20 protein-coding genes, 1 tRNA gene and 1 pseudogene are annotated in these 19677 nt (G+C 66.2%); 14 read left to right on the top strand and 8 right to left on the bottom strand.

Translation table 11 applies throughout. The features are described from left to right. Positions 1-6 precede the first annotated feature (6 nt). Complete coding sequence (locus QF036_RS22245) at positions 7-378, top strand: PadR family transcriptional regulator (protein WP_307105332.1); 372 nt, start codon at positions 7-9, stop codon at positions 376-378. A gap of 18 nt (positions 379-396) precedes the next feature. On the opposite strand, the gene QF036_RS22240 is transcribed toward QF036_RS22245, so the two are convergent. Together QF036_RS22240 and QF036_RS22235 are read right to left on the bottom strand one after the other, a co-directional pair. Next, positions 397-467 (bottom strand) — tRNA-Cys (locus QF036_RS22240). Between the two features lie 87 nt (positions 468-554). Next, positions 555-830, bottom strand: a complete 276-nt coding sequence (locus QF036_RS22235) for a hypothetical protein (protein WP_307105331.1) — start codon at positions 828-830, stop codon at positions 555-557. Between the two features lie 365 nt (positions 831-1195). On the opposite strand from QF036_RS22235, the gene QF036_RS22230 reads away from it, so the two are divergent. Next, positions 1196-1711, top strand: a complete 516-nt coding sequence (locus tag QF036_RS22230; protein ID WP_307105330.1) for a flavin reductase family protein — start codon at positions 1196-1198, stop codon at positions 1709-1711. A gap of 308 nt (positions 1712-2019) precedes the next feature. Here the strand turns inward: QF036_RS22230 and QF036_RS22225 are convergent, their stop codons facing one another. Both QF036_RS22225 and QF036_RS22220 read right to left on the bottom strand, forming a co-directional pair. Next, positions 2020-4197, bottom strand: a complete 2178-nt coding sequence (locus QF036_RS22225) for an amylo-alpha-1,6-glucosidase (protein ID WP_307105329.1) — start codon at positions 4195-4197, stop codon at positions 2020-2022. Positions 4198-4296: 99 nt separating this feature from the next. Then, entirely contained in the window at positions 4297-4830 is a 534-nt protein-coding gene (locus tag QF036_RS22220; RefSeq protein WP_307105328.1) for a hypothetical protein, read from the bottom strand. Between the two features lie 305 nt (positions 4831-5135). On the opposite strand from QF036_RS22220, the gene QF036_RS22215 reads away from it, so the two are divergent. Both QF036_RS22215 and QF036_RS22210 read left to right on the top strand, forming a co-directional pair. Next, entirely contained in the window at positions 5136-6344 is a 1209-nt protein-coding gene (locus QF036_RS22215) for an aspartate transaminase (protein WP_307105327.1), read from the top strand. Positions 6345-6394: 50 nt separating this feature from the next. Continuing rightward, on the top strand, positions 6395-7072 hold the full coding sequence (locus QF036_RS22210) for a 4-carboxy-4-hydroxy-2-oxoadipate aldolase/oxaloacetate decarboxylase (protein WP_307105326.1): 678 nt from the start codon (positions 6395-6397) through the stop codon (positions 7070-7072). A 248-nt stretch (positions 7073-7320) separates the two neighbouring features. On the opposite strand, the gene QF036_RS22205 is transcribed toward QF036_RS22210, so the two are convergent. The 3 genes from QF036_RS22205 to QF036_RS22195 all read right to left on the bottom strand — a co-directional run bounded on the left by QF036_RS22205 (position 7321) and on the right by QF036_RS22195 (position 10491). Next, positions 7321-9036, bottom strand: coding sequence for an HNH endonuclease (locus tag QF036_RS22205; RefSeq protein WP_307105325.1), 1716 nt, complete (start codon positions 9034-9036; stop codon positions 7321-7323). A gap of 164 nt (positions 9037-9200) precedes the next feature. Then, positions 9201-9434, bottom strand: a complete 234-nt coding sequence (locus tag QF036_RS22200; protein ID WP_307105324.1) for a hypothetical protein — start codon at positions 9432-9434, stop codon at positions 9201-9203. A 136-nt stretch (positions 9435-9570) separates the two neighbouring features. Beyond that, positions 9571-10491, bottom strand: coding sequence for a LysR substrate-binding domain-containing protein (locus QF036_RS22195; protein WP_307105323.1), 921 nt, complete (start codon positions 10489-10491; stop codon positions 9571-9573). A 548-nt stretch (positions 10492-11039) separates the two neighbouring features. Here QF036_RS22195 and QF036_RS22190 point away from each other — a divergent pair. The 10 genes and pseudogenes from QF036_RS22190 (at position 11040) to QF036_RS22145 (ending at position 19169) form a co-directional block, all read left to right on the top strand. Next, on the top strand, positions 11040-11828 hold the full coding sequence (locus QF036_RS22190) for a LamB/YcsF family protein (protein ID WP_307105322.1): 789 nt from the start codon (positions 11040-11042) through the stop codon (positions 11826-11828). 1 nt (position 11829) lies between these two features. Further along, on the top strand, positions 11830-12555 hold the full coding sequence (locus tag QF036_RS22185; RefSeq protein ID WP_307105321.1) for a 5-oxoprolinase subunit B family protein: 726 nt from the start codon (positions 11830-11832) through the stop codon (positions 12553-12555). Then, entirely contained in the window at positions 12552-13565 is a 1014-nt protein-coding gene (locus QF036_RS22180) for a 5-oxoprolinase subunit C family protein (RefSeq protein WP_307105320.1), read from the top strand. The genes QF036_RS22185 and QF036_RS22180 overlap by 4 nt, the downstream gene beginning before the upstream one ends. Positions 13566-13574: 9 nt before the next feature. Beyond that, positions 13575-14489, top strand: a pseudogene (locus QF036_RS22175) (MFS transporter); the annotation flags it as partial. Between the two features lie 115 nt (positions 14490-14604). Continuing rightward, a complete protein-coding gene (locus QF036_RS22170) occupies positions 14605-14955 on the top strand; it encodes an MFS transporter (protein WP_307105319.1) in 351 nt (116 codons plus the stop codon). A 30-nt stretch (positions 14956-14985) separates the two neighbouring features. After that, the gene (locus QF036_RS22165; RefSeq protein WP_307105318.1) at positions 14986-15735 is read left to right on the top strand and encodes an SDR family oxidoreductase; all 750 of its coding nucleotides are present in this window, start codon (positions 14986-14988) and stop codon (positions 15733-15735) included. 64 nt (positions 15736-15799) lie between these two features. Further along, the gene (locus QF036_RS22160; RefSeq protein ID WP_307105317.1) at positions 15800-16744 is read left to right on the top strand and encodes a 2-hydroxyacid dehydrogenase; all 945 of its coding nucleotides are present in this window, start codon (positions 15800-15802) and stop codon (positions 16742-16744) included. Next, positions 16741-17511, top strand: a complete 771-nt coding sequence (locus QF036_RS22155) for an SDR family oxidoreductase (protein ID WP_307105316.1) — start codon at positions 16741-16743, stop codon at positions 17509-17511. Before QF036_RS22160 ends, QF036_RS22155 begins: the two co-directional genes overlap by 4 nt. Further along, the gene (locus tag QF036_RS22150; RefSeq protein ID WP_307105315.1) at positions 17511-18629 is read left to right on the top strand and encodes an L-idonate 5-dehydrogenase; all 1119 of its coding nucleotides are present in this window, start codon (positions 17511-17513) and stop codon (positions 18627-18629) included. Before QF036_RS22155 ends, QF036_RS22150 begins: the two co-directional genes overlap by 1 nt. 27 nt (positions 18630-18656) lie before the next feature. Beyond that, complete coding sequence (locus QF036_RS22145) at positions 18657-19169, top strand: gluconokinase (RefSeq protein WP_307105314.1); 513 nt, start codon at positions 18657-18659, stop codon at positions 19167-19169. A gap of 2 nt (positions 19170-19171) precedes the next feature. Here QF036_RS22145 and QF036_RS22140 read toward each other — a convergent pair whose 3' ends face one another. Next, positions 19172-19624: a hypothetical protein gene (locus QF036_RS22140; RefSeq protein ID WP_307105313.1), complete on the bottom strand. Its 453-nt coding sequence runs from the start codon at positions 19622-19624 to the stop codon at positions 19172-19174. Between the last annotated feature and the right edge of the window lie 53 nt (positions 19625-19677).

Raw genomic sequence — 19677 nt, 5'->3', positions numbered from 1 at the left:
CCGAATGTGCGGGGGTCGGTTCTACGCGCTGAGTACGCGACTACGATTGCCGAAGTCCTCCGCTCCGGCGGGTTTCCCCGGACCCAGGGCGGGACGCTATATCCGTTGCTGAGGCGCCTCGAGGAGCAGGGGCTGGTCAGCCATAAATGGCAGCACGATACAGCGGGGCCGGGCCGCAAACAATTCGCCATTACCGACGAAGGCCGCGCGGAACTGACGCGCGCGGCGGAACGCCGGCGCAGGACGAGTTCGGGACTGCGCAGGAGTACGCCAAGCAGTTCCCGAAAGGCAAGAGCCGGTCACGCGGAACGGTCGTCACCACCGTGGCCGTGGCAGTGTCCCGAGTGTACGTGCTGGCCGTCGTCCTCCCGAGCCTGAGCCGCCCTCCGGAACCTGACGTGATGGCGGGATTCGAACCCGCGTAAACGGTTTTGCAGACCGCTCCCTGGCCTCTCGGGCACACCACGTACCGGTAGCCTAGGCATGCTCTGGCCCGATGTCCCCTGTGTGTAGAACTCGGTCGCTGCGTTGCGCCCGACTACGCCGGAGCTCGCCTACGCCGCCTGGTACCCGGCAAGGTCCAGTGTGTAGACCACCAGCTGGACTTTCGGAGCGGGCCGGGGCCGCTCCCGTTCCGGCCGCCGGACAAAGCCGAAGCGCCGGTATAGCTGCTGCGACCGCTCGTTGTTCGCCCCGGTGTCGAGCACCAGGCCGCTGGCGCCGGTGGCCGCCGTCGGCCGCGTCCTCAGCGACCAGAAGCACACCCTCCCTGGCCCGTGACGCGGCAGCGAGCAGCAGTTCCAGGCGGTCGGGCGCAGGCTCCGGGGCACCGGGAAGATGGTGCCCGAAGCCCTCGTAAGTCAGGCGTCCGACGGTGTCGAGCTCCGATTCCGTGGCCTCGCGGATCCGGTACTGTGTTGCCGTTCCTGGCAGTGTCACGCGTGGACGCCTTTGACGTTGTGCAGGCCGGCCGCCAGCCTGCACCACAGGCTAAACGCTCCGCGCCGGCGGTTCCCGCAGCAGCGACATCCTCCGACGTTCTTCGTCACCCAAAGCCCGCATTCAGAGTGGTTTTGTTACGCCCCGCTTCGGCCGGTGAAGCTGCGTTTCCATGCGCGTCAGTTCGTTGCAGCCGGGGTTTGGAAGCGGGCAGCGAGGTGCTTGATTGGGTGTACACGCTTCGAAAGGACTCGCCATGACGGAACTCTCAGACCTCAGCCCGCGCCGGATCCGCAATGTGCTGGGCCACTTCGCCACAGGCCTGACCGTGATCACCGCCGTCACCGAGAACGGCCCTGCCGGGTTCACCTGCCAGTCCTTCGCATCCCTTTCGCTGGAACCGGCGCTGGTCACCTTCAGCCCGGCACGGACCTCCAGCACCTGGCCGCTGCTGCGCCGGGCGGGCCGCTTCACCGTCAACATCCTCCCCGCCGACCACCAGCACCTCGCGGCCCAGTTCGCGCGGTCCGGTGCGGACAAGTTCGCCGGCGTTGACCACTCGCCGTCGCCCCTGGGCAACCCCGTCCTCGACGGCGCCCTGGCCTGGGTGGACTGCGAGCTGCACCAGGAGTACGACGGCGGCGACCACACCATTGTGGTGGCCGCGGTCCACGCGCTGAGTGCCCGGTCCGACGTCGATCCGCTGCTCTTCTTCAAGGGCGACTACGTCTCCGTGCAGCCAGGGGCCAAGATCCTGGAGGGCGTCGCATGACACGGGCCAAGGCCACGTCCCGGCGGCGCGGCCGCCGGCATGCGCAGCCGGAAACCAGCGGCGACGTGTTGCAGCCTGCGGAGGACTGGGCAGCCATCGAGGTGGGGGCAACGGTTGAAGTCACGCTTCCCGCCGGGCACTCCTACACCGGCCGCGTCGACTCCAAGACGCGGGACTCCGGCCTGGTGTGGATCATCAGTTCCGGGGGGCAGGGCCGCCAGCCAGATGTACGGCAACCGCGAAGGAGTCCGCCTCCGGTATCCGGATTGACTAGTAGCGCCGGTGTCTGGGGGGCCGCCCTGAGCGCCCTACGGTCCCGCCTGGCGCCGCGCTTCCGCTCGGCGGCGATGGGCCTGCTCAACCAGTTCAATCATCCACGGACGGTGCCCCCGGAGGAACGTCATCCCGTCAGGCAGCCCCTGGACTGAGGGGACGGAATTGGCAATGTCGATGGTGATGCGGCCACCGCCCAGGGGCGCGTTGGTGATGTGCAGGTCCCCAAAGGACTCCGGAAGAACGGGATCCATCCAGACGCCGCCGGCGGAAACCACCGGGTCATACCGCATCAAGCTCGTCACCAGCTGAATCGGCGCGGTCGCCGCCCAGGCCTGCGGCGAGCACGCTGTCGGATACGGGACGGGGGCGGCGAGCTGTTCCCGGCTGAAACCGCAGAACAGCTCGGGGAGCCGGCCGTCGGAGTACTCGGCAGCATCCATCATGCCGGTGGCGATCCGCTGCGCCTCATCGACGAAGCCATAGCGGAGGAGACCGGCCGCGACGATGGCGTTGTCGTGCGGCCACACAGATCCGTTGTGATAGCTGGCGGGGTTGTAGGCACCCATGTCGCTGGCCAGGGTGCGCACGCCCCAGCCACTGAACATCTCGGGGGACATCAGCCGTTCGGCCACCTGGGGTGCCTTGTCCTCGTCAATGAGGCCCTGCAACATGCAGTGGCCCATGTTCGACGCGCACGCGTCCACCTGCCTTTTCTTTCCGTCCAGGGCAATGGCGTAGTACCCGCGTTCAGGGATCCAGAACTGCTCGTTGAACTGTTTCTTCAGCCGGGCCGCCCGGTCGGCGAGCTCATTCCCAAAAGCCGTGTCCCCGGCGTCGTATGCCAGCCACGCACGCGAAAGATAAGCGACGTACACGTAGGCTTGGACCTCGCAGAGTGCGATCGGCGGCGCGGCCAGTTTGCCGTTGGCGAAGTTGATTCCATCCCAGGAGTCCTTCCAGCCCTGGTTGATCAGCCCCTGGTCATTGAGGCGCTCGTACTCTACGAAGCCGTCGCCGTCCTTGTCCCCGTATTTCATGATCCACTCGAGCGCACGGTCCGCATGAGGGAGCAACGCGGCGATGGTATCCGCGGCGAAGCCCCAGCGGCTGACCGCCCCGAGCACCATCAGGAACAGGGGTGTGGCATCGACGCTGCCGTAGTAGTTCGATTTGCCGCCCAGGGACAGCCCGCTGGAAACGTCGAGCCGGACCTCATGGAGGATCTTGCCCGGTTCCTCCTCGGTCATGGGGTCCACCACGGATCCCTGGCGGTCTGCCAGGGTCTGCAGCGTGCCCAGCGCCAGGGACGGGTCCACCGGCATCGCCATTACTGAAGCCCACAGCGAGTCCCTGCCGAACAGGGTCATGAACCAGGGCGCCCCGGCGGCCACCACGACACGTTCAGGGTGGTCGGGGTCCTCAATCCGAAGGGCGCCCAGATCGTCGTAGCTGCGGCGCAACGTCCGTTCAACCGACCGGTTGCCCATCTGCAGGACCGGGATCTTCGCCACCCACTCTCGCCGGCGGACGTCCCGGGGCGACAAGCCATCCCCCTCAGAATGGACGAAAGCCGTCACCGAATCGGTCCCCTCGATGGTGGGCAGCACGGTCAGGACCGTGCTCCAGCGTCCGTGCGCCGGAACTGAGGCCCGGTACGTCACGGTATCCGTCGAAATGTCCGCCCCCGGGGCCTGGACCACCACGCCCTTCCGGACATCCTGCCAGGCCGCACGAATGGTGAGCACACCGCCGTCGGGCTGCCGGCTTTCGTCCCAGCGCCGCTGGATCCGTGCCTCTTTCACCTCGAAGAGGTCCGCGAAGTCCGCTTCGATCCTCAACGCGATGATGCATTCGGCCGGCTCGAGGGAGTAGTTCCGGACGGTGATCTGCTCCTGGATCCCGGCCCCCACTTCCCGTAGCCGCTCCACGATCAGCGGGCTGTCGGCGTAGCCGTCCGAGCGGGGAACCCGTCCGACAAACAGCGCCCGGTACGGCTCCTTCGTCTCGGCCGCCAGCGGCTCCAGCGCCAGTCCATCAACCGTCAGGCTCCAGCCCGAAAGAATGCGGGCGTCCTGTACAAAGAGGCCATGCGGATGATCGGCACTGATGTCCCCGTTCGGCAAGGAAATGCAGAAAGACGATCCCTCGACCAGAGTGACCGTCCCGGCCCCCAACGGGCCCGCCGCCGTATCAGCATTCCATCCAGCCATCGTTGCCACCTCCGAGCAACCAGCAACAGCGTGCAGTTCGACGCTACGCTTGCTCGCTCGGCCTCGCTAGGCCTTGACGCGACGACGACGCGTGCCGGATTACGCCGGGATCGCGCCGGATTCCGGCTGGACGCCCCACGTCATCTTCCGGATGGTTTCGCGCTGCAAACCGCTGAGGGCGGCGAGCTCATAATCATCCAGAACTCCCCGCCGTCGTGCTGCTGCCAGGAGGTTGAGACGGCGGTCTTCCAGAACGGTCTTGGACTGTTCAAGTTCAGCCAGCTCCGACTTGAGCTGGCGGATCTCGGCAAGATGCAGCTCAGCTGGCAGCCCCGACGGGAGCAGGTCATCGGCCGACAGGCCCACTGTGCGGACCGCCCAGCGGGAGAGCTCCGCGGCTTCGGCGAGGCGCGTCATCTTCATGCCGTCGCAGAGCGCCTGCGCGATCTGCTGGTTCAGCCGGACGGAGAGGGCGCGCATGCTGGTGGCATTGAAGGAAATCCGCTGCCGGCTGTCCCTGAGCAGCTTGCGCGTCTTTTCCGCCTGGACAGCGGCCTTATCGGGTTTCGCTGTCCCCCGGTAGCGGTAGTAGCCCTCCCGTCGGTCGTCATCGTGCAAAACAGCCAAGAGCACTCCTCGGATCGGATTTACGTCGGACGGCGCCGGCTTGGGCCGGCCAGATGGCGGCCGCCAAGCGGGCCCGACTTATGTAGAAGGCTAGGCAGACCGGACGGCGGGGCGGAAATACCTATAGTGCGTGGAGCCATAACCAAAAAGTTTGCTTTGTGTTCTTCTGCAGGACGTTCGACGGCGGTCCAACGGCGGTCCATAAGAGACGCTTATCCGTCCACGCAGATTAGGTCTTATCCATACCGGCCGGGATTCCCTAGTGTCGAAGGAACGAGTATCGCTCCCTCCTGACTCCCTAGGAAGAGACCATGTCTGAATTTGAACCTGCATCGCGAGTGTCCCGCATCAAGTCTTCCGCCAGCGTGGCCGCAGCGGCTCGCGTGCGTGAGCTGAAGGCAGAAGGGCGCCGGATCCTGGACCTGACAGTCGGTGAGCCGGACTTCGATACCCCTGAGCACATCAAGGCTGCAGCGGTTAAGGCGATCAGCAAGGGCGAGACGAAGTACACCTCGGTCACGGGTACGCCGGCACTGCAGAAGGCGATCCTCCAGACCATCGAGCTGCGCAGCGGCATCCACTACACCCCGGCTGAGATCACCATCGGCGGTGGCGCCAAGCAGGTGATCTTCACGGCGTTCATGGCTTCACTGGACGCCGGGGACGAGGTTGTGGTGCCCGCCCCGTACTGGGTTTCCTACCCGGACATGGTGCTCGCGAACGAGGGCACCCCGGTGGTTGTCACCTGCGGCGAGGAGTCGGGCTTCAAGCTGACCCCCGAAGCCCTGGCCGGGGCGCTGAACGAGCGGACCAAGTGGGTCATCCTGAACACCCCGTCAAACCCGACGGGCGCGGTGTACTCCCGGGCGGAACTACGGGCCCTGGCGGATGTCTTGGCGAACTTCCCGAACGTCTACGTCCTGACGGACGAGATCTACGACCAGATCTACTTCGGTTCCGGCCGGATTTCGAGCTTGGTGGAGATTGCTCCGGAGCTGAAGGACCGCGTTCTCGCCGTCAACGGCGTTTCGAAGGCCTACGCCATGACCGGCTGGCGGCTGGGTTACGCCGCCGGGCCGGCGCCGCTGATCGCGGCGATCAACAAGCTCCAGTCGCAGATCTCCTCCTGCCCGTCCTCCGTGAGCCAGGCCGCCAGCGCCGCCGCGCTCACCGGCGACCAGAGCTTCGTTCGGGAGAGTGTGGAGGTCTACCGTAGCCGCCGCGACGCGGCGGTAGCCGCGCTAAACGCCGTCGACGGCCTTTCATGCGCGACGCCGGAAGGCGCCTTTTACGCGTACGTCAACTGCGGCGGTGCCGTGGGCAAAACCACCCCGGAGGGGAAGGTCATCGCCAACGACGAGGACTTCACGCTCTACCTTCTTGAGGCAGCTTCCGTCGCCGTCATCCAGGGATCGGCCTACGGACTGGGCCCGTACTTCCGCATCTCCTACGCCACCAGCCTCGACGTCATTGAAGAGTCCATCGCAGCCATCGACAAGGCCGTCCGGGCCCTCAGCTAACCACCGCCAATCGGGCGCTCAGCTACCCCCACCAAATGAAGGAAAATTCCGTGATCCATGTAAAGACCAACATCGAACGACCCGACGCCGACGCCGTCCGTCGCCTGGCGCAGTTTTCCTCGGCCACCATCCACGAGGCACAAGGCCGCAAGGGAGCGCTCAGCTCCAGGATCAAGCCGATCGACCGCAGCATGTCCTTCTGCGGCCCTGCCACCACTGTCCGCTGCGCGCCGCGGGACAACCTCATGCTGCAGGTGGCCATCCACTACGCCGAGGCTGGGGACGTAGTCCTGGCCGCGGCCGGTGAGTACGAGGAAGCCGGCACGTTCGGCGACGTCCTCGGCAATGCCATGAAGGCCAAGGGCCTCGCGGGCCTGGTGACGGACTCCGGCGTCCGCGACACCCAGGACCTCATGGAACTGGGCCTGCCCGTGTTCTCCGGCAGTGTCTCCATCAAGGGCACTGTTAAGGAAACCATCGGCCCCATCAACCACCCTGTGGTTTTCGGTGACGAGATCATCTACCCGGGCGACGTCCTGCGCGGCGACGCCGACGGTGTTGTTGTGGTCCGGAAGGACGAGATCGAGGAAGTCATCCGCCTCTCTCAGGAACGTGACGACGCCGAGCGCGAGCTCATCGGCCTCTACAAGGCAGGCGGAACCACCATCGAGCTGTGCAACCTGACAGAGGTCCTGAAGGCCAAGGGGCTGCTGGTCGAACACGCGTAGTCGCGGAGCGGGGGACCTGCGGTTCTGAAGGCCAAGGGTCTTCCCGCTGAATACGCTTAGTCGCGCAGGTGGCTGGATTCGACAGCCTTGACGCGACGCGCCGGTGCCTTGACCCGCCGCATCGCCTCAGGCGGGACAGTCTTCTGTCCCGCCTGAGGCGTAGCCATGCCGCCGCTCTTTCGCCTCCCACTCTTTGCTCCCAGGGCTTTGCTCCCCGCGGCCGCGGCCTGCCCGCCGCAACCCGCCCGTTACGGGGCTGGGTCGGGCTGTTCGGACTGGCGTGTTTCGCGCGCCCAGGTTCCGGGCCGGCTGGATTCACTCCTACCGATACCCGCTGGCCCGGTTCCGGGCAGTGGCGGTGCAGTGGAGCGGTAGGTGTGGCCGGTGGGCGTAGTTAGTTCGATGGTGTGCCGGGGTCCTGGTCTGGGCTTCACTTTCCAGCCGGGGCGTTCTTTGGTGTGGTTGCACGCCTCGCACAGTCCGGCGCCGTTGGCCAACGTGGTGGGGCCGCCGTCGTGCCAGGGGATGATGTGGTCGTGGTGGCGGATGGGGGCGTCGCAGTAGGGGGTCCGGCAGGTGTCATCCCGGATCTGGATAAACCGGCGCAGCGGTGCCGGAAAGAGCCGCCTTCGCGAGTCCATGGCCACGAGGTTGCCGGTCCCGGGGGCGGTGTAGAGCCGCCGGATCCAGGTCTTGAGCTCCTTCAGACCGGCGGTTGAACCGTCGGCGGCTGGCTGGACGCTACCCTGCTCTCCTCGTCCCTGGATGATGAGGTTGCGGGCGAAGTCTGCGGGGACGGTGCCGTAGCCAGGGATCCGGGCGGGTTCGCTGTCGCCCTGCAGGAGGGTGTGGTCGGTCATGACGAGGTTGATTTCGATACCGGTGATGCCGCCGGGGGTGCCGGTGGTCCATTCGACCAGGGTGTCGGCTTTGATCTGGCCCAAGGAGCGTGTGTCCCCGGCGGCGTGGAGGGCACCGGCGTGCCGGGTGAGGGCCGCGTAGACGGCGACGCCTTGGTGGACGGGGAGCAGTGCCGTCAGGTACGTCATGGTGTCCGGCGCGGGCCGGAGGCTGACGGTCCGTTCGGTTGCGGCGTGGCTGGCGCGCTGAGCGACAGAGCGGGGGTCCCTGCGGGTGGCGGCGGCGCGGACCGCCCCCACAATGGTCCGGGTCCCGGCCCCGGTGAAGGTTCCGGTGTCGGCGGCGAGCTCCTCGTCGACCGCCGCCCGGTCAGCCGGGCTCAGACAGTCGGTCTCTTTCACGACATGCATGACACACTCTTCGTTGAGCTGCCCGGTGTCCAGCGCGGCCAGGGTATGGGGCATCTGCACCAGCGCCTTCGCCATCCCAAGCAGCCGGCCGCCGCGGTTCGGGGATTCGCGCCGGGCCAGTGCGATCTGTTCGGCCGCGCCCAGGCCGTGCTCCTTGGTACGGTCTTTGCCCAGGTCTTCGGCTCTCAGTGTCCCCCGGTCGGACTGTTCCTGACGGAGCCGGGCCTCGAAGGCCACCGAAAGCCGCGCCTGTTGGCCGGCGGCCCAGCACTTGAAGTTCTCGTAAACATGGATCTGGTCGATTAGACCGGCATTGTCAGCGGTGAGGTCAGCTGCGGGGAGAAACGAACCCGAGGTTATTGCAGGGTCCTGGACGCAGGCACCGGCACTAGCGTGCCAGGTAGTAGCGGCGGTGGAGCGAACGCCGTCGTCAAAAGGGATGTCGTCAAAGAGGTCTTCGCCGAAAGGGCAGTCGGCAAACAGAACCTCGGGAAAGGGGTCCTCCGGAAACGATGCCGGATACACGGCGTTGAGGTCATCGTCATACGGAATCCCGTCGTCCGCGAACGCATCCTCCGGAAAAGCGGCAAGCGGAAAGACGGCGTCTGGAAGAAGGGTGCCAGGAACCGCGGCAGCCTGCAGAACGACGCGGGGCGCCCCTGCTGTCACCGCTGAATTCTCGAAGCCGTCCATGGACCCAGTCTGCCAAGGGGCACCGACATTTAAGGGCCGATTGGGGGCCAGATGCGGGTGGGATCAAAAGTTTTTTCCGGATCACCTGATAACGGCAAGTAGGTAGCAGCTCAGGGCGTTCCCAGCCGTGAGAAGGCCCTGAAGTGCTACGTAGTTGGGTGCGGTTAGACGCGGTGGGGGACCGGGTAGGCCGGGCCGCCGAAGACTGCGTCCTCCAGGTACCAGACCGTCGAGCCGCCGCCGCTGACCGGCATGATGCTTCCCTCGAACACGAAGATTGGAGCTGCGGACCGGTCCTCCGGCCGCCAGAAACCGTTGGTGGGGCAGTGGGACCCGGTTTTCGCCATAAGTCCCAGACTCGAGTCGGTAGTTCTCCTGATGGTGCTGAGCTTTTTCATGGCAGGCTCCCCGTTGATTCTGATTGTGGAAAATGCTTTTCCACAATTTCTTGGCTTGCTGCCAATATTAGAATCCCGGGGGGGCCGGTTACTAAGACAAATGATGAGTGCCCTAATAAGCGGAACCTATGAACCCCTACCGGCCATACTTATTGCTGAGCATTTCCTGCAGCATTTCCTTCAGCACCAGGAGTACAGCCGACGCCGCCTCCGAGAGGGGATCGTGATCGGGCGTGCACAGCGCGATCTTGCACTGCAGTGCGGGGTCCACGATCCGCAGGACGTGGAAGTCCTCCTCATGGAACAGCGCGTCCGCCGCCGACTTGGGCATGATGGTGGCCCCCAGGTCCGCCCGCAGGAGACGGGCAATTGACGGCACCGACTCCACCTCGCCCACGAGCTGGAGCTTCAGCCCTTTGCTGTCAAAGCCCTTCTCCACGGCCTGGCGGAGGGTGTGGATCTTCTCGGGGAGGAAGAGTCCCAGACGGGCCACCTCCTCCAGCGTAATCTCGCCGTTCTCGGCGTTGAGATCCGTTCTGGCGGCGTTGACCACCAGGTGCAGGTCCTCGACGATCATCGTGGTGAAGAGGACGCCGCGGATGGGGCCCGGTTCGTAGATGAGGGCCATGTCCAGCCGACCGTTCTTGATGGCTTCACTCAGGACACCGCCATAGATTTCCGTGACGTGCAGGACGATATCCGGGTACCGGCGGGCCACTTCGCTGATGATCTGAGGTGTCAGGCTCGAGGCCATGCTGTAGGGCGCAATGGCGATGGACACCCTGCCTGACGGGGCGGCCCCGGACTTGGCAACGTCCTGCCTGGCCTGCGCGACGAGCCGAAGGATGGACTGGGCGTGGCGGTAGAGCGTGTGCCCGGCGGCCGTTGGCTGCACGCCCTGCTTGCTGCGGATCAGCAGCCGCTGCTTCAGATCAGTCTCCAGCGCCGAGACCTGCTGGCTCAGGGCCGGCTGTGCCACATGAAGTGCGGCCGCCGCCTTGGTGATGCTCCCCGAATCCACGATCTGTACAAAGTACGCAAGTTTCCTGGTATCCACGGCCGCCCTCTCTCTTTGCGGCGCCCTGAACCCACAGAAGGTCATAACGGGTTGCTATGGAGGGACACGCAATAGGTCTTTGTGTGATCCACATCGCTGACACTAGGTTGAACCCAGAACGCTATTTCACTAATCCTACATTCTATCCCCTCCGGTGACATGCGAATTCCCGATGGGGTCAGATGCATTTTGCATAGAAATGGGCTTTATCCGAAATGGACGGCTTGTTTTACATTCCCGAAATAAATGCTCCATATCTTCAATTCAACGAGGGCTGGCCGCAAGGGGCGAACCCTCCTTAGTGGGAAGGAGACCATCATGGACTCCACTGCGGCGGTGGTCATAACCGGCACCTATCCCGTGACACCGATTACGTCTTTGTGTGAGCCAAATCCCGGTGTCAGACTTTTTTGCAGAAGCCGGTAGCCCGGCAGTGCCGAACCGGGAACCCTCCACAGGGCCAGTTCGGACCCTCATCATCACCAGCGCAGCTGATCCCTTTGCCCCGGCGGGCAGGGCCGCTGCTAACCACCCCAGGAAGGCAGATAATGGGACCCACAGTTGATCTCGTCGCAGATCTTGGAGAAGGCTTCGGCGCCTACTCGATGGGCGACGACGCGGCCTTGCTCGAGGTGGTTTCCAGTGCCAACATCGCCTGCGGCTTCCACGCCGGTGACCCGGACATCATGCACGCCACAGTCGCTGAATGTGTCCGCCGCCGCGTCAGCATCGGGGCGCACCCGAGCTTCCCGGACCTGCGTGGCTTTGGCCGGCGCGCCATGGACCTGACGGCCGACGAGGTCCGCAACGACGTCCTGTACCAGTTCGGTGCGCTGAGCGCATTCGCCGCGTACCACGGCACCAGCGTCGCCCACATTGCGCCGCACGGACGCCTGGGCAACCTCGTTGCCACCCGCCCCGACTACGCAGCGGCCGTGGCCGACGCCGCCGCCCGACTGAACCCCGGCCTCATCGTCCTGGCGCAGGACGGCGAACTGGCCTCCGCCGCCGCCGAACGGCAGCTCCCGGTGGGTATCGTCGGGATCGCCGACCGCGCCTACGAAGCCGACGGCACCCTGGTGCCCCGCGGCCGCCCCGGCGCCGTGATCCACGATCCTGCGGCCATCGTGGAGCGCACCGTGCGGATGGTCTGCGAAGGTCTCATCGAGACCGTCGCCGGCACGGACCTGCCGATCGTTGCCGACACCGTACTCCTGCACGGGGACACCCCCGGCGCCGTGCAGCTGGCCCGCCAGGTCCGCGCCGAACTGGAGAACGCCGGCGTGACCATCGCCCCGCTTGCCCAGGTGCTGGCCGCCAAAGAGAAGGTCGCCTGACATGGCTGCCACCCCAAATCCGACTCCCGTGGAGATCTTCGAGTCCGGGGATTCGGCCCTGCGGGTCGTCGCCTCCTCCGCTGACACGGAGGCCAACTGGAGCACCGTCCACTCCCTCGCGCAGTGGCTTGAGACTGCAGGGGCCGACGGCGTACACGGCGCAGTGCCGACGTACGACTCGCTGCTCGTGGAATTTGACCCCGGGGTCACCTCGGCACGACAGGTCCGGGCCTTCGTCCTCCTTGGCCTGCGCCAGCTTGAGCACGTCGGCGCACCCGCCCGCACGCCCCGCGAATTCAGCGTTCCGGTGGTTTACGGTGGCGAGTACGGTCCGGACCTGGAGCGCGTCGCCGAGCACGAGCAGCTCTCCGTGGAGGACATCATCGCCCTGCACACGGCCAAGTCCTACGTCATCCGTTGCCTCGGTGCCCCTGCGGGTTCACCCATGATGGACGGCCCCGATTTTCCGCTCCCCGTTCCGCGGCTGAAGGACCCACGGCTGTCCGTTCCGGCAGGCGCCGTGGCCGTCGCCGGCCGGCAGGCCGTCATCGCCCCGGCGGTGGCTCCCGGCGGATGGTGCGTCATCGGACAGACCCCGCTGACCGTCCTTGACGCCGCCAGCGAGCCGCTGGTTCCCTACCTGCCCGGCGACCTCCTCACGTTCCGCCAGATCCAGCCGGAACAGTTCGCGGACTACGCGGGCCGGAAACTGGAGGCAGCACGATGAGCGGATCACTGATCATCCAGCAGCCCGGAAACTCCGTGGTCACGGACCTGGGCCGCTTCCGCGGACCCCGGTTCGGGCTTCCCGTCAACGGGGCGCTTGATCAGTTCTCGGCACGGGCGGCGAACATCCTCGCCGCCAACGCCGACAACGCCCCGCTTCTGGAAATAACTGCCCTGGACTTCCGGATGCGGGCCACCACGGACCTCCTCATAGCAGTCACCGGCGCGCCGCTGACCCTCACGGTGGGTGGGCGCGAATGCCCGCAGTGGGAACCGGTGTCGGTGCGTGCCGGGGAAACCGTGGCGGTGCGCCGCATCACCGGCGGCCTCCGCGCCTACCTTGCCGTTCACGGTTCGGTCGAGGCGCCGGCGCTGCTGGGAAGCTGTGCCCCCGATACGGTCATCGGCTTCGGCCTTCGGCTCTCCGAGGGTAACGAGCTGAAGACCTCCAGGAGCGTCGGACCAATCCGGCAACCATACTTTGACCTTCCGCTGTTCCGGCTGGGGCTGACCCGGCCCGAGTTCAGCAGCCGGGCGGTCATTGACGTCACGGACGGTCCGGACGTTGCAGAATTCGGCGACACAGCAGAGCTGCTGTTCAACACCGAATACACCGTCAGCGCCCGGAGCAACCACATCGGGCTGCGCCTCGGCGGGGCGCTTCCCGAACGCCAATCGTCAGCCGAAGTGCTGTCGCGCGGCGTACCGGTGGGAGCCATCGAGGTTCCCTCCAGGGAAGAGCTGCTGGTGCTGCACCGGGGACGCGGAGTCACCGCCGGGTACCCCGTCCTGGCAGTGGTCACCAGCCGCTCGCTCGACACCCTCGCCCAGGCCCGGCCCGGGCACACCGTCACCTTCCGCAAGACCACCGTCCCCGAAGCCACAGCAAAGCATCGGGCAGCGTTACGGGAACTGGAAAACCTCCGCTCCCGAGTCAGCACAGTCTTCGCCCTCCTTGGTATCGGCAAGGATCCCGGATGGCCGGAACTCGTACCGGCAGCCGGCAGCTAAGGATCACCGATGACCTCCCCTCGAACTAAGTCCAAGTTAGGAATGAAAATGTCTACATCAACGCGTGCGGGTGCCCCGCAGCACGACCGCCTCGATGCGAGGCAGACCCGGAAAGTCGTCACCGCCGGGTGCGTCGGAATTTTTGTTGAGCTCTACGACAACGGCATTTTCGCCTTCATGGCCGGAACGCTTGCGCTCGTGTTCCTGGCTCCCGGCAACCCGGACAACGCCCTGCTGTTCGTGTTCGCCGGCTACGCCGTGTCCTTCTTCGTCCGCCCCCTCGGCGCCGTCGTCTGCGGCATCCTGGGAGACAAGATCGGACGCCAGAAACTGTTGGTCTTCGTCATCCTGCTGATCAGCGTCGCCACCGCCGGCATCGGGCTCCTGCCCGCATACACGGCCATCGGCATCGCAGCGCCCGTGCTGCTGGTGTTGCTCCGGCTCGTTCAGGGCTTCTCCGTCGGAGGCGAGGCTGCCGGCGCCATGACCTTCCTTGCCGAACACGCCCCCGAAGGCAAGCGCGGCATCATCACCTCCTACGCCCAGATCGCCTCCTTCGCTGCCCTGCTCACCGGCACCCTGGTCGCCTTCTCCATGTCCCCGTGGCTCACCGCGGCAGCGATCGACGGCGGCGGCTTCGGCTCGTTCGCATGGCGCATTCCGTTCCTGGTGGCCATCCCCATGGGCGTCATCGGCTGGTACATCCGCAAGGCCATCAGCGACACCCCCAACTTCGTGAAGCTGAAGGAAGAGGGCGGGCTGTCTAAGAACCCGCTGAAGGAAGCCTTCGCCTCCGCTGAACACCGCCGTGCCATGCTCCTGGCCCTGTTCATCCCGCTGATGAACGGCTCCGGCTACTACGTCCTGTTCTCCTACATGCCGACGTTCCTCAAGGGCAAGCAGCTGAACTTCACCATCGGCGAGGCGCTCCTCGTCACCGCCTGCAGCCTCGTCGTCATCTGCATCGCCATCCCGTTCATGGGCGGCCCTCTCCGACCGCATCGGACGCAAGAAGGTCATCGCCGGATCGGCCATCGCCATGGCTGTCCTCGGCATCCCCTCCTACGCACTCATCGCCACCGGCAACATGGCCCTGGCCATCCTGGGCGCCTGCCTCATGGCCGTCGTCTTCGCCGGGCACACCGCGGTGATCCACATCCTGATCGTGGAACTGTTCCCCACCCGCGTCCGGTACTCTGCCTACGGCCTGGGCTACAACGTCTCCTCGGCACTCTTCGGCGGAACCGCCCCGCTGCTGATGACCTGGCTGATCTCCTCGACTGGCAACATCTACATGCCCGCCTTCTACGCCGTCATCACCGCGCTCGGCACGCTGGCGGCCGTCAGCACCGTCAAGGACCGCGCGCACCTTCCGCTGCGCGACGCCTAACACTTACCACTGCACAACCAGGAGACTTACATGCCGTTTTCAGACTACTCAACCGCCCTCGTCACCGGCGCCTCAACCGGGATGGGTGCCGCGATCGCCGAGCGCCTGGCTAAGCGCGGACTCACCGTCCACGCCGTGGCCCGCAACGAGGAACGCCTGAACGACCTCGCCGACAAGACCGGCGCCATTCCCCACGTCGTCGACCTGACCGACACCGCGGCCCTGACGGCCGCCGTCGGAAATCTCGAAATCGACGTCCTGGTGAACTGCGCCGGCGTGTCCCGGCCCGGCAACATCCTGGACTCCTCGGCGAGCGACATCGACGAACTCGTGGACGTCAACCTCCGCGGCCTGCTCCAGCTCACCCGCCTGGTCCTGCCGGGCATGGTGGAACGCGACCGCGGCCATGTCATCAACATCAGCTCCATCGCCGGCCTGTACAACTTCTACGGCCACACGGTCTACCACGCCACCAAGGCCGCCGTGCACCAGGTCTCACGCCAGCTGCGCAACGACACCGTGGGCAAGCGCATCCGTGTCACCGAGATCTGCCCAGGACGCGTCGAGACGGAGATCTTCGGGCGCAACATGGGCGGTACGCCTGAGGCCATGGAAGAGGCCTGGAAGACGTACTACGAGGGCTACGAATCCCTGACCACCGACGACATCGTCAATGCCATGGATTACGCCATCGAAACGCCGCGCCACGTGAACGTTGGCATGCTGGAACTCATGCCCACCTTCCAGGTCCCCGGCGGGCTCACGTTCGACCGGCGCTAACCGCCCCGGACCCTCAAGAGTCCGCACGCCCAATCCGCCCCAGATCCACAGAAACAGGTTTCCGATGCAACCAGTACGCACCGTCAGCTTCCCCGACCGGCAACTGCTCGCCGATCTCGCACCCCTTCCTGAGGGGCTGAGAGGTGTTGTCTGGGACATGAAGTCGGGTCCCGAAGACGCAACGCTGGGAGAGATCGACGGCGTCATCCTCCCGTACATCAACGCCGGCGCGGTTCTGGGATCGCTCGCCCAAGTGGACGGACTGAAGTTCGTCCAGACGCAGTCCACCGGATACGACGGCGTCATTGAGGCCGCCGGTCCGGCCGCCGGCGTCGCCAACGCCTCCGGCGTGCATGCAGCGGCGACGGCGGAACTTGCGGTGGGTCTGATCCTCGCCAAACTGCGCGGCATCGACCAGGCCGTCCGCGACCAGCAGTACGGCCTCTGGCGGCCGGAACGGCGCCAGTCCCTGGCGGACCGCCGCGTGCTGCTGGTGGGCGTCGGCGGGATCGGCCACGAGATCGCCCGCCGGCTCGAGCCCTTCGAGGTCACGGTCACACGGGTCGGAAGCACGGCGCGGACCGACGAGCACGGCGAGGTCCACGCCTCCGCGGACCTGCCCGCGCTCGCCGCCACGCACGACATCCTGGTCACGGTGCTGCCGCTGAACGAGCACACCCACCAGCTGATCGGCGAGGAAGTCCTCGCCGCCCTGCCCGACGGCGCCCTCGTGGTGAACGTGGGACGCGGCCCGGTGGTGGATACGGCAGCCCTGACCAAGGAAGTCCTGTCCGGCCGCCTGCAGTGCGCCCTCGACGTCGTCGATCCCGAACCGCTGCCGCAGGACCACCCGCTGTGGTCCGCGCCCAACGCCCTCATCACACCCCATATTGGCGGCAACACGTCCGCCTTCGAGCCGCGGATCCTGAAGCTCCTGCGGCGGCAGCTCGAAGCGCTGGCCGCCGGACAGACCCCCGCCAACCTGGTTCAGAAGGGCCCCTTCGCATGACGTCACTTTTTGATTTGACCGGGCGGGTTGCGTTGGTGACTGGTTCGAGTCGGGGGATTGGTAATGCGTTGGCGCGGGCGTTGGCTGATGCCGGTGCGACGGTGGTGCTGAATGGTGTGAATGCTGAGCGGTTGAAGGCTGCGGAGGCGGTGATGGCGGCCGGGTACGCGCCGGGGCGGGTGCACAGTGTGGCGTTTGATGTCACGGACGATGCGGCGGCCGCGGCGGGTGTGGCGTGGGTGGAGGAGCATGTGGGTCCGTTGGAGGTGCTGGTGAACAATGCCGGGATCCAGCACCGGGTGCCGATGCTGGAGTTGGACGTGAAGGACTGGGAGCGGGTGATTTCCACGGACCTGACCAGCGCGTTCCTGGTGGGCCGGGAGGCCGCGCGGCACATGATTCCGCGGGGCAGGGGGAAGATCATTAACATCTGTTCGGTGCAGACGGACCTGGCCCGGCCCACGATCGCGCCGTATGTTGCGGCGAAGGGCGGGTTGCGGAACCTGACCCGGGCGATGACCGCGGAGTGGGCGGGGTCGGGGTTGCAGATCAACGGGATCGCGCCGGGGTATATCCATACCGAGATGACGCAGAACCTGGTGGATGATGAGCAGTTTAATGCCTGGATTCTGGGCCGGACCCCGGCGGCGCGGTGGGGCACGGTGCAGGACCTGGCGGGTCCGGCGGTGTGGCTGGCCTCGTCCGGGTCGGATTTCGTGAACGGGCAGACGATCTTTATCGACGGCGGAATGACGGTGGTGGTCTGATGACACACGCAGAGACAGCAACAGCAGGAGCAACAACAGCAGCATCGTCGACGGCGGCGCAAACCGCTTTGCCGGTATCGGGTCCGGCGGTCGTGGCGCATGGCAAGGGGGATCTGCGGATCGAGGAGATCCCGCTGAAGGTGCCGGCGCCGGACGAGGCCGTGGTGGAGGTGCTGTATGGGGGGATTTGCGGGTCGGACCTGCATTACTGGCTGCACGGCGCGGCGGGGGAGTCCATCCTGAAGGCGCCGTTGGTGCTGGGGCATGAGATTTCCGGGCGGGTGGTCCGGGCCGCGGGGGACGGGACCGGCCCGGGAGCGGGGACGCCGGTGGCGGTGCACCCGGCCACTCCGGGCCCCGGTGCGGGTCCTGACGCGCCGCGGTATCCGGCGGGGCGGCCGAACTTGTCCCCGGGCTGCACGTACCTGGGCTCCGCGGCGAGGTTCCCGCACACGGACGGGGCGTTCAGCCGGTACGTGAACCTCCCCACTCGGATGCTCCGTGCCCTGCCCGAAACCCTGGACTTGCGGAGGGCGGCGCTGATCGAACCGGCCAGTGTGGCGTGGCATGCGGTGTCCCGGGCCGGGGACGTGGCCGGCAAAACCGCCATGGTCATCGGGTCCGGCCCGATCGGGGCGTTGGCCGTCGCGGTCCTCAAACGCGCCGGTGCTGCCCGGATCGTCGCGGTGGACATGCACGCCAAACCCTTGGAAATCGCCGCGGCGGTGGGCGCGGACGAGGTCCTGAACGCGGCCGACGCGGAGGCGATCGCCGCGGTCCAGGCCGACGTCGTGATCGAGTCCTCCGGGAACCACCACGGCCTGGCCTCCGCGATCCAGGGCGCGGCCCGGGGCGGGACCGTGGTAATGGTCGGGCTGCTGCCCACCGGAGCCCAGCCGGTCCTGATCTCCCTGGCCATCACCCGGGAACTGGACCTCAAAGGCTCGTTCCGGTTCAACGACGAAATCGACGAGGTCATCACCGCCCTGACCGACGGCACCCTGCACATCGGCCCCGTCATCACCCACGACTACCCCGTCACCAACGCCCTCGAAGCCTTCGACATCGCCCGCAACTCCGCCCAATCCGGCAAAGTCCTCCTCAACTTCGCCAGCTAAACCGGGCCACGTACGGAAAGAACAACAATGATCACGAACCTGCCGCCCCTGATTGTCATGGGCGTCTCCGGCTGCGGAAAGTCGACCGTCGGCGCGCTGCTGGGCGAGCGTCTGGGCGTGCCCTTCTTCGACGGGGACGACTTTCATCCGGCCGAAAACAAGGCCAAGATGGCAAGCGGCACACCGCTGAATGACGAGGACAGGGCGCCCTGGCTCGCCGAAATCGGTGCGGGGCTGGCAACGCCCGCCGACGGAGCGGGCACGCGCATCATCGCCTGCTCGGCGCTCAAGCGCAGCTACCGGGACCTGCTGCGCAGCTTCGCACCTGACCTGGTGTTCATCCACCTCACCGGCGAGGCCGCCACCATTTCGGGCCGGATCAGCGGCAGGGCGCACGAATACATGCCCAGCAGCCTCCTGGCTTCACAGCTTGCGACGCTGGAGCCGCTGGGGGCCGATGAGGTGCATATTCCCGTGGATATCCTCGGCGATCCGGCATCGCTGGTGGACGGCATCGTCCGCGAGCTGGAACTTTCATAGCCCTACCTCTGAGGCAGGATCCCGGTTCCCGCGCCCTTGGCGAGTTTTAGTTCGGTGTTGATGATTTCGGCCGAGCACTGGAACTGCGCGTTGCAGCTTTGCAGAACGACGGTAGCTGCGGCCGTGCCCTCGTTGAACGCCATCACGTTGGGAACCACCCGGATGGTGACGCTCTGGGCCTGCCGGGTGCAGCTGAGCTGTTCGTTTCCGATACCGCCGGCGATCCGTCCGTCGCTGACCCTTTGGGTGAGCTGGATGACGGGCACAGCGATGAGCAGGGTGGGATCGGTGTCGCAGACAAAGGTCAATGGAATATCGACGGCGGCGCCGTCGGCGACGAGGATTCCGGGTCCCGCGGTGACGAGTGCCGCGGGGGCTGCGTGGGCGGGGGCGGCGATGCCCATGAGGCCAGCTGAGAGTGCGACGGCGGCGAGGCGGCTTTTGGTGCCTAACATCAGGTTCTTCCTTGCATAAAGGCTGTGGCGAACGGAAGCGTGGCGTCCTGCGT

The organism is Arthrobacter globiformis, assembly GCF_030817195.1.
GTDB lineage: Bacteria > Actinomycetota > Actinomycetes > Actinomycetales > Micrococcaceae > Arthrobacter > Arthrobacter globiformis_D.
Note: the sequence above shows the minus strand (reverse complement) of the source record. Positions and strands in the feature narration are given on the sequence as shown.